A 9,283-nucleotide genomic window follows, 5' to 3' on the forward strand; every position below is an offset into this window, starting at 1 on the left:
GCGACTAGCCCTGCGCGCTGCGCAGGATGCCGCGGATGCGCAGCAGCAGGCCATGCTCATCGGTCACTGCCTGCGCGATGGCTTCGCGCCGCGTCTCGCCATCCAGCAGGCGGAACTGCACTTCACCGGCTACCGCGCCATAGCGCAGCCGGTGATAATGGTTGCGCACTGCCTCGCGGTCGTCGGGATGCACCTGGTCAAGCCAGGCGGCCAGCGAAGCCGGGCAGGATTGCGGCGGCAGTCCAAGCAGGCGATAGGTCTCGTCCGACCAGGCGACATAGCCGGTGCTGGCATCCCAGCTCCAGAAACCCAGGCCGATCAACTGCTGCACGGCGGCGAAATCGGCTGACTGGTGCCGGTAGTCGCGCTCCATCTCGCGATAGTTGGTTTCGGCGGCGGCACGCGCGCGGTCCAGCTCGCCGATCAGTTCGGCATGGCGCAGCCGCAGGATGACGCTGATGCGTTCGCGCTTGTTGTTGATCTGCGCGCAGAAGCACATGGCCATCAGCAGGATGATGCCGAAGAAGGCCATGATGATGGTGCTGGGTTCACCGAACAGGAAGCCGCGCGCGAAGAACGGCACCGACATGGCGATCATGAAGGCGTAGAAGGACGGCAGGTGCACGGCACGCGTGTTCAGCGTGCTGGTGGCAAGCCCGGCCCAGGCCACCGACAGCGCCGCCTGCAGCGCGAAATCGCCGGGTGGATAGGCGAACCAGCCCAGCAGGCCCCAGGTGATGCCGGTCAGCGCGCAGCCGATGGCAAAGCGCAGCCCCCAATCCGGTCGCATGGTATCGGCGCGCAGGTCGAAAGCGTTATGGCTGTCGGAGAACTGGTCGCGCAGGCGATCCATATACAGCGTGGTGCCGAGATACAGCGCCGTCAGGGCAGCGATATGCCACCAGCTCAGGTAATCGCGATAGATGACGAAGGCGCCGAACAGCAGCGGGATCGGCGCGTAACGGGTGGCGAAGCTGTTCTGGTACAGCCGTTCGATCAGAACGGCCTCGACCTTTGGGTCGCTGCTGTCGAGCAGGGACTCATCGTCTTCCAGCAGCCGCTGCAACAGCCCGGCCGCCACGCTTGATTGGTTCTGCACCCCATGCCCCCATGCGCGGCAGGCTTGGTCCGCGCGGCGGGGCACACGCTATCATCCGCATAATGGCGCAGGCCAGCGCGAAGCCGGTTGGGGCGACGAATGTCTTGTGGAAAACCGGCTATTCCACAGCGCAGAACGGCTGCACTGCAGAATGGCCGGGAAATTGGTTCAGTTGTTCGCCGGAATCAGCTCGGCGCGCAGTTTCTGGCGCAGCACGTCGATCGGCACCAGCTTGCCTTCCACCTGCATATGCCAGAATACCCAGCCGTTGCAGGCGGTGGCGCCCATCACATGGGCGCCCATCTTGTGGATCGAGCCGCTGGCGTCGCCGGTGCTGAGACTGCCATCGGCGCGGACCTTGGCGGAAAACCGCCGCGAAGGATCGACCAGCACGGTGCCGGGCTGCAGCAGACCGCGCTCGACCACCCAGCCGAACGGGATGCGCGGTTCTTCCTTCTTGGAGCGGGTGACATCCACATCATCGGCAGCCACCGGCTGCACGGTGGCGATGCGGCGCTCGGCGGCCTTGGCATAAGCGACTTCACGCTCGATGCCGATGAAGCGGCGGCCCAGGCGGCGGGCGACCGCACCGGTGGTGCCGGAGCCGAAGAAGGGATCCAGAATGACGTCGCCCGGCTTGGTCGAGGCGACGATCACCCGATGCAGCAGGGCTTCCGGCTTCTGGGTCGGATGGGTCTTGGTGCCGTTCTCGCCGCGCAGGCGCTCGCCGCCCGAGCAGATCGGGATCAGCCAGTCCGACCGCATCTGCAGGTCTTCGTTCAGCGCCTTCATGGCGTCGTAGTTGAAGGTGTAGCCGCGCGCATTCTGGTCCTTGCTGCACCAGATCAGCGTCTCATGCGCGTTGGTGAAGCGCTTGCCGCGGAAATTCGGCATCGGGTTGGTCTTGCGCCACACCACGTCGTTCAGCATCCAGAAACCGAGATCCTGGAGCTGCGAGCCGAGGCGGAAAATGTTGTGGTAGCTGCCGATCACCCAGATGGTGCCGTTCGGCTTCAGCAGGCGCTGGGCAGCCTGCAGCCAGGCCTTGGAGAATTTGTCGTATTCGGCGAAAGAGGCAAACTTGTCCCAGTCGTCGTCGACCGCGTCGACCACACTGTCGTTGGGGCGGCGCAGCTCGCCGGTGAGCTGCAGGTTGTAAGGCGGATCGGCGAAGATGCAGTCGATCGACTCCGCCGGCAGGGCATTCATCTGTGCGATGCATTCGCCCAGCAGGATTTTGTCCAGCGGCAGGTCGGGATGCGGCACGTTCTGGGCCAGCTCGGCCTTGGGGGCCTTGGCCAACAGCGGGCGGGCAATTGCGGCCTTGGCCCGGCTTACGGTCGCGGTGCGCTTGGCATCGGGGCTGGTGCCGACGAGCCGGAGATGACCCTTGCGAAGCCCGGCCTTGTTGCGGGACTTGCTGGTCGGATCGGTAAAGGTCGGCGCCATGTGCGGATCATCCCCATAAAACGATCCGCAAGTCATTAGATTCTTTAGGTGTTTAATTGGTTAATACTAAATCTAGAGTCAGTTGGTCCCTGACAGGCGCAAAACCTAGTCGGTGATGTTTTGTGACACCGGCGATTTTCAGGCCAGCCTGATGCGCAGCGGTGCCGTAACCCATGTTGCGGTCCCAGCCATACTGGGGATAGCGCAGGTGCAGCTTGGCCATGGCGCGGTCGCGCGTCACCTTGGCGATGATCGAGGCGGCGGCGATGGAGACGCTTAAGGCATCGCCATCCACCACGGCGGTGGCGGGGCAGCTGATCATCTTCGGACAATGGTTGCCATCGATCAGCGCATGATGGGGCGTGATGCGCAGCGCGGTCACCGCGCGGCACATCGCCAGCATGGTGGCGTGGAAGATATTGAGGCGGCCGATCTCGGCCACGGAGGCCGCACCGATACCGATATGGGCATGGCCGGCGCGTGCGGTATCGCGCAGGCGTTCATAGAGCAGGTCGCGCTTGTCGATGCTCAGTTTCTTGGAATCGTCCAGGCCGCGGGGGCGGCGGCGGCGATCGAGAATCACGGCAGCGGCGACCACGGGTCCGGCCAAGGGGCCGCGGCCGGCTTCGTCCACGCCGCAGACCAGCCCGCCATCGGGACCAGCCACTTTCAGTTCAATCGCGAAATCCGGCATTCCAGCCGCTCCCCGGCGCCTGCCAAGCTTCTGCCACGAAGCGGCAGTATAGAATGGGCCGGGGCAGCCGTCTTGCCCTCGTGCATCACTCTGTAAAAAGGTGGGGGCCTGTGAAAAACTCGGGAAAACCCCGCGAGGAACCCAGACATCATGAGCGCACTGCCGCAGGCTGCCCCGCCCAAGGATCCGGATGGAGAAATCCTCACCCGGCGCGAAGGTGCCATCTTCCTGATCGGCCTGAACCGGCCGGCCAAGATGAACGGCTTCACACCCAAGATGCTGACTGAACTGGCGGCCGCCTACACCGCATTCGAACATGATCCGGCGGTGCGTGTCGCTGTGCTCTATGCCGAGGGTCCGCATTTCACCGCCGGCCTCGACCTGCCCAAGGTCGCGCCGCTGATGAGTAAGGCGGAGAATGACCTGCTTGTAGGCGCGGACCAGATCGATCCCTGCAACAACCGCGCGCCGTTTCGCAGCAAGCCGGTGATCGCTGCCGTTCAGGGGATTACATTCACGATAGGCATCGAGCTGATGCTGGCTGCCGACATCGTGATCGCCAGCAGCGACTGCCGCTTCAGCCAGCTCGAAGTGAAGCGCGGCATCATGGCCACCGGCGGCGCCACCATCCGCATGGTGGAGCGCGCCGGCTGGGGCAATGCGATGCGCTACCTGCTGACCGGCGACGAATTCGATGTCGCTACGGCTGTGCGTTTCGGTTTTGTGCAGGAAGTGACCGAGCCCGGCGCCCAGCTGGCCCATGCGATCAGGCTGGCGCAGCATATCGCTGATCAGGCGCCGCTCGCCGTTTCGGCCACGCTTCGCAATGCGCGGCTGGCCGTGGAGCAGGGGCCGGAGGCCGCGGTGCAGGATTTTCGCCCAACCCAGCGCAAACTGATGGCGAGTGAAGACGTTAAGGAAGGGGTCGCCAGTTTCGTCGAGCGTCGGCCCGCGACATTCAAGGGACAATGATCATGCGCCGTTTCATTCTCGCCTTCACCGCTGTTGCCGTGGTTACGATGGCCACGCCCGCACCGGCGCAGATTTTCATGTCCCCCGAGGATGCAAAGAAGCTCGGCACCCAGGAGCATCCGAAAATCCTGAAAGAGTTCGGCGGTGTCTACGATGATCCCAATATCGGCGCTTACGTCGCCGGCATCGCCGGCCGCATCGCCGGCCAGTCGGGCCAGCCGGCCAGCAGCTTTACCTTCACGGTGCTGAACTCGCCGGTGGTCAATGCCTTCGCACTGCCTGGTGGCTATGTCTACATCACGCGCGGCACGCTCGCGCTGGCCAACAACGAAGCCGAAGCCGCCGGCGTGCTGGGCCATGAAATCGGCCATGTGATCGCGCAGCATTCGGAGAAGCGCTACGACAAGTCGATCTTCACCAACCTGGGCGTCGCCGGCGCCTCGATCCTCGGTTCGATCTTCCTCGGTTCGGGTGCGGGCGACCTGATCGGCCAGGCCGGCCAGGTCGGCGGCGGCGCGTATCTCGCCAGCTTCAGTCGCGAGAACGAGCTGGAAGCCGATACGCTGGGCGTCAAGATGTTGGCGCGGGTCGGCTATGCGCCCGATGCGCAGGCGGCCTTCCTGCAGAGCTTGAGCGACTACAGCGAGATGGAAAGCAAGAAGGCGGGACAGGCTGGCAAGGATCGCATGAACGATCTCTTCGCCACCCATCCCGGCGGACCACAGCGCGTCAAGGAGGCGATGGCGGCGGCGAAGGAATATCCCAATAGCCCGGTCTATCGCCGCGATGAGTATCTGGATCGCATCGACGGCATGATCTTCGGTGACGACCCCAAGGAAGGCGTGGTGCGCGGCACCACCTTCACGCATCCGGGCCTGCGGCTGAGCTTCACCGCGCCAAATGGCTGGCGTATCGCCAATACCAGCGATGCGGTGGTGGCCATCGGTTCGGGCGGCCGCCTGCAGTTCGACATCGAGGGTGACAAGAAGAAGGTGCAGGCGTCGCGCAGCGCGCTGGATTACATGACCCGTATCTGGGTGCCGAACCTGCGCCTGACCAACGCGCAGGCGACCACGGTGAACGGCATGCCGGCCGCCACCGGCTCGGCGCGCATCCAGCAGAAGAACGGCACGGTGGATGCGCGTTTCTACGCGGTCGGCTTCCCCACTGATGACATCCTGCGCTTCGTCATCTTGGCGCCGGCCGGTGGCTTAAGCAAAATCGAGCAGGCGGCGACCGCCAGCATCAACACACTCAAGCATCTGAGCGAGTCCGAAGCCAAGACGGTGCAGCCGGTCAGATTGAAGGTCGTGAAGGTTGGCAGCGGCGATACCGTGGAGGCTTACGCCAAGACCGCGCCGCTGGGCTCTTATGCCGCCGAACAATTGCGCGTGCTCAACAGCCTGCGACCTGGCGAGCAGCCAAAGCCCGGCGAGCGCTTCAAGACAGTCGAATAACCCTACTGCGGCGCATTGTCGCGAAAGGCGTGCTGCAGGTGGGGACTGTTGCCCAGCTGCCGGCGCAGGCGCGACAGCGCCTGGTTCTCAAGCTGGCGCACACGTTCTTTTGAAATGCCCATATGTGCGCCGATCCGCTCCAGCGTGATCGTATGTTCGGTGAAGAAGCGCGCCTCCAGGATGCGGCGTTCGCGTTCGGGCAGGGTGGCCAGCGCCTCACCCAGCCAGCGCCGCTTCATCGCCGCATCGCGCCGGTCGATCGACAGGGCTTCCGGGTCGGGGCGGTCGTCGACCAGCAGGTCCTGCCAGCTGCTCTCGCCATCCTCGCCGATGACGGCATTCAGCGAGCGGTCATTGGCCGCGAGCCGGCTTTCCATGTGGAGGATGTCGCCTTCGCTGACCTTGAGCTGCCGCGCCAACTGGCTGCGGCCTTCGGCGGTTAGGGTCTCGCGGCCGCCCTGCTCGATGCGGGCGCGCAGGCGGCGCAGGTTGAAGAACAGTGATTTATGCGCGGCCGTCGTGCCGGTGCGCACGATCGACCAGTTGCGCAGCACGAAATCCTGGATGGCGGCGCGAATCCACCAGCCGGCATAGGTCGAGAAGCGCACGGCGCGCGACGGCTCGAACCGGTTGGCGGCCTGCAGCAGGCCGAGATTGCCTTCCTGGATCAGGTCGCCCATCGGCAGGCCGTAATGGCGGAAGCGCACGGCGGCGGCGATCACCAGGCGCATATGCGGTGCGACCAGGCGCTGCATCGCGCCGTGATCGCCGCCGCCGCGCCAACGCTGCGCCAAGCTGATCTCTTCCTCAGCAGATAGCAGCGGCAGTCGCATGGCGTGCCGCACGAAGGCGCGATCGCCAGACTCGCTGCTGCGCCCGGCGGCATTGCTTCTGGTGCTGCGGCCCAGGGTGGAGCCCAGGCTGGGGTCCGAGTTGCGATCTGGGGGCGTACTGGTGGTGGGAACGCTGTCTGGTGTCATGGCAGCCTCGGGAGGTCTGCCTTATCTACGTCGCCCGGCTGTGGCCGGATCACCGGAACGCGCGGGAAAACCGGCCTAGCGGCTGGGCATGCCCTGCGACTGCTGCGACGGGGGGCGCCAGGGTCCGGCGATGTTGCAGGCGAGGAAGCGGGCGATCCTGCCATCCGCGCCAGCCAGCGGCAGGGCGATGCGCTGCCAGGATTCCACCGCCACATGCGGCGGTGGGAAGTGATGGGTGTAGAAGGGCTTCTGCCTCAGCCAGGCGGCGCGATAGAGCGCGCGGAAAAACACCGAGACATAGTTGCCGCCGTCGATTTCGGAAATGCGCCGGCCGGTCATGTCGCGGCCATAGGTCTCGGCAACCTTGGTGCCATAGACGCGGAAGCGGCCATCCCACCCATCTTCCAGCACGTCGATCAGCACCACATGGCCGAGCGCCGGCTTCAGGTCGAAAGGCGACACCATCTCGGCCAGCGGCACTTCCGTCTGGCTCTGTTCGCGCAGGCGATCCCAGTATTCGATTATAAAGCGCATCTGGGCGCTGTCGGTAACCGCTGTGGTTGGGGACCAGATCAGGCTTTCAAGCCGCGCCTCATGGGCGGCGAAATAGGCTTTCAGATCGGGTTGCCGATCGGCCAGCAGCAGATCGACCAGCTGCTCCATGGCGGGCGAAGACATGGGCGCATGGTAGCTGTGCGCGGGGTCCATGCAACCGTCAAAAGGTTACCAGGGGCGGAAATCCGCCTCAGATCGCGAAACTTTCAACAACCGCGCCGTCCAGGGAGAAGCAGGCGACGTTGAGCGGGCCGCCGAATCCGGCGCCACCGTCCAGGCAGCAGGTGAAGGCATCGAGATGGGCGCCTTCGCCACGCGGATTGCCGCCGCTGATCACCCGGCGGAAGCCGGCATAGGGCTGGCTTAAGGCCCGGAAGCCGGGCGAGCCCCACCACAGATGGTCGGCCTGCGCCGGTAGCGGCACAGTCGGGTCGATGCCGGCATGCACGAACAGCAGTTCGCCGCCCCTGGTATAGGCGGCGCGGCGGAAGGCGCCGAACAGGTCGTCATGGCCGGGGTGCCGGCGGATCGCGGCACGCAGCGAGTTGGTCCAGCGGCTGATGCCAAGCGCGCCCTCGCGCAGGATGCGCGAGACCTGCACCGCATCGACGCCATAGCCGCGCAGTACCGGCTCCAGCCCATGGCGCAGCATCCAGTCGAAGACTTCTCCGGGGCCGGGCGCAAATTGAATCTGCAACAGCTTGCGCCACATTTCCTCCTGCGCGCCGCGCAGGTAGGCGATGTCTTCCGGGATCGCGCCGGGCATGCAGAGGAAATCGCGCCGGAAACTCAGCAGCTCGTCCAGCGTCTCCACCACGGCGCTGCCATGGCCGATCATGTTGCCGAGATAGACCAGGCGGTCGCCGGGCAGCAGGCGTGCGGCCAGCTCGTTATGGGCTTCGCGTAGCTTGGCGGCTTCGGCGTGGATGGCGGCGATGGCCCATACCCGGCGTGCCTGGCCCAGGATGGCGAAGGCTTCGGTGCCGGACGACGCAGGCGTGCCGGACGCAGCAGGCTGCACCGCCGCAGCGGCGGCTTTTTGTGGGGGTAACGTGCTGAGATGCGGCGCGGACAAATCGATTCCGAATCGGCCAATGAAAAACGGGTCCGGCAACCGAGGCTACCGGACCCGACTCGTAAAGCGAAGTCAAAACAGCAACGAAAAGACGAAAAGCCCCGTGACCTTTTCGCGCCGGCCCGAACAGCCGCCGATCAGGCGACCTTCAGAATCTTTTCCAGCTTCTTCACGGCTGAATCCTCGTCGATGCGCTCGACGGCGGCCAGCTCGCGGATCAGGCGGTCCATCGCGGATTCATAAATCTGCCGTTCGGAATAGCTCTGGTCAGGCTGGCCCGCATTGCGATGCAGGTCGCGCACGACTTCGGCGATGGAGACCGGATCGCCGGAATTGATCTTGGCCTCGTATTCCTGGGCGCGGCGGCTCCACATGGCGCGCTTGATGCGGGCGCGACCCTTCAGCGTGTCCAGGGCGGTGCGCATCTTCTGCGGCGAACTGAGCTTGCGGATGCCGACCGAATTGACCTTGGACAGCGGCACGCGCACGGTCATCTTGTCGCGCTCGAATTCCACCACCATCAGGTCCAGCTCGAAGCCGGCAATCATCTGGCGTTCGATGCGCAGGATCTTGCCCACGCCATGAGTCGGATAGACCACATGGTCACCGGCGGCGAAATCGACCTTCACCTTGGCGGGCACCGGCTTGAGCGGCATCATCTTGTTGGACTGCGGCGGCTGCTTGGGTTCGGCGCTGGCCGGGCGCACCGGCTGCGGCAACGGCCGGGTCGGCGGCGCCGACACTGCCATCACGCGGACCGGACCGGTTGGCTTGGGCGGTGCGACGGGCACGACGGCAGCCTTGCCCTTGCCTCCCTTGCCACCCTTGGCTGGTGCAGTAGGCGCTGGCGCGGCGGCCGCAGCCTTGGCGGCAGGTTTGGCTTCGGCCTTCTTCTGCGCGGGCGCCGGGGTCTTGGCGGCGGATTTGGCGGGCGCGGCAGCCTTGGCGGACGGCTTCACCGGAGCCGCAGGCTTCTTGGCCGGCGCGGCGGCCTTGGGCGCA

The 9,283-nt window shown here is 65.2% G+C and carries 9 protein-coding genes; 2 read left to right on the forward strand and 7 right to left on the reverse strand.

Going from position 1 to position 9,283, the window contains the following annotated elements; all coding sequences use genetic code 11:
* Positions 1 to 4: 4 nt before the first annotated feature.
* The 3 genes from AC1RRT_RS10975 to rnhB all read right to left on the reverse strand — a co-directional run bounded on the left by AC1RRT_RS10975 (position 5) and on the right by rnhB (position 3,242).
* Positions 5 to 1,099: a PAS domain-containing protein gene (locus AC1RRT_RS10975; RefSeq protein WP_493013836.1), complete on the reverse strand. Its 1,095-nt coding sequence runs from the start codon at positions 1,097 to 1,099 to the stop codon at positions 5 to 7.
* A 168-nt stretch (positions 1,100 to 1,267) separates the two neighbouring features.
* A complete protein-coding gene (locus AC1RRT_RS10980; protein WP_493015166.1) occupies positions 1,268 to 2,308 on the reverse strand; it encodes a site-specific DNA-methyltransferase in 1,041 nt (346 codons plus the stop codon).
* 292 nt (positions 2,309 to 2,600) lie between these two features.
* On the reverse strand, positions 2,601 to 3,242 hold the full coding sequence (gene rnhB / locus AC1RRT_RS10985; protein ID WP_493013837.1) for a ribonuclease HII: 642 nt from the start codon (positions 3,240 to 3,242) through the stop codon (positions 2,601 to 2,603).
* 150 nt (positions 3,243 to 3,392) lie between these two features.
* Here rnhB and AC1RRT_RS10990 point away from each other — a divergent pair, with 150 nt between their 5' ends.
* Together AC1RRT_RS10990 and AC1RRT_RS10995 are read left to right on the forward strand one after the other, a co-directional pair.
* On the forward strand, positions 3,393 to 4,214 hold the full coding sequence (locus AC1RRT_RS10990; protein ID WP_493013838.1) for a crotonase/enoyl-CoA hydratase family protein: 822 nt from the start codon (positions 3,393 to 3,395) through the stop codon (positions 4,212 to 4,214).
* 2 nt (positions 4,215 to 4,216) lie between these two features.
* On the forward strand, positions 4,217 to 5,671 hold the full coding sequence (locus AC1RRT_RS10995; RefSeq protein WP_493013839.1) for a M48 family metalloprotease: 1,455 nt from the start codon (positions 4,217 to 4,219) through the stop codon (positions 5,669 to 5,671).
* Positions 5,672 to 5,673: 2 nt separating this feature from the next.
* Here AC1RRT_RS10995 and AC1RRT_RS11000 read toward each other — a convergent pair whose 3' ends face one another.
* From AC1RRT_RS11000 to AC1RRT_RS11015, 4 genes are all read right to left on the reverse strand, one after another.
* Positions 5,674 to 6,651, reverse strand: a complete 978-nt coding sequence (locus AC1RRT_RS11000; RefSeq protein ID WP_493013840.1) for an RNA polymerase factor sigma-32 — start codon at positions 6,649 to 6,651, stop codon at positions 5,674 to 5,676.
* 75 nt (positions 6,652 to 6,726) lie between these two features.
* On the reverse strand, positions 6,727 to 7,329 hold the full coding sequence (locus tag AC1RRT_RS11005) for a PAS domain-containing protein (protein WP_493013841.1): 603 nt from the start codon (positions 7,327 to 7,329) through the stop codon (positions 6,727 to 6,729).
* A 67-nt stretch (positions 7,330 to 7,396) separates the two neighbouring features.
* Positions 7,397 to 8,281 carry a hypothetical protein gene (locus AC1RRT_RS11010; RefSeq protein ID WP_493013842.1) on the reverse strand — a complete coding sequence of 295 codons (885 nt, stop codon included), beginning with the start codon at positions 8,279 to 8,281 and terminating at the stop codon, positions 7,397 to 7,399.
* A gap of 137 nt (positions 8,282 to 8,418) precedes the next feature.
* Complete coding sequence (locus tag AC1RRT_RS11015) at positions 8,419 to 8,937, reverse strand: CarD family transcriptional regulator (RefSeq protein ID WP_493015168.1); 519 nt, start codon at positions 8,935 to 8,937, stop codon at positions 8,419 to 8,421.
* Positions 8,938 to 9,283: the final 346 nt, after the last annotated feature.

It is taken from the genome of Ferrovibrio sp. GW821-FHT12B10 (genome assembly GCF_058807515.1).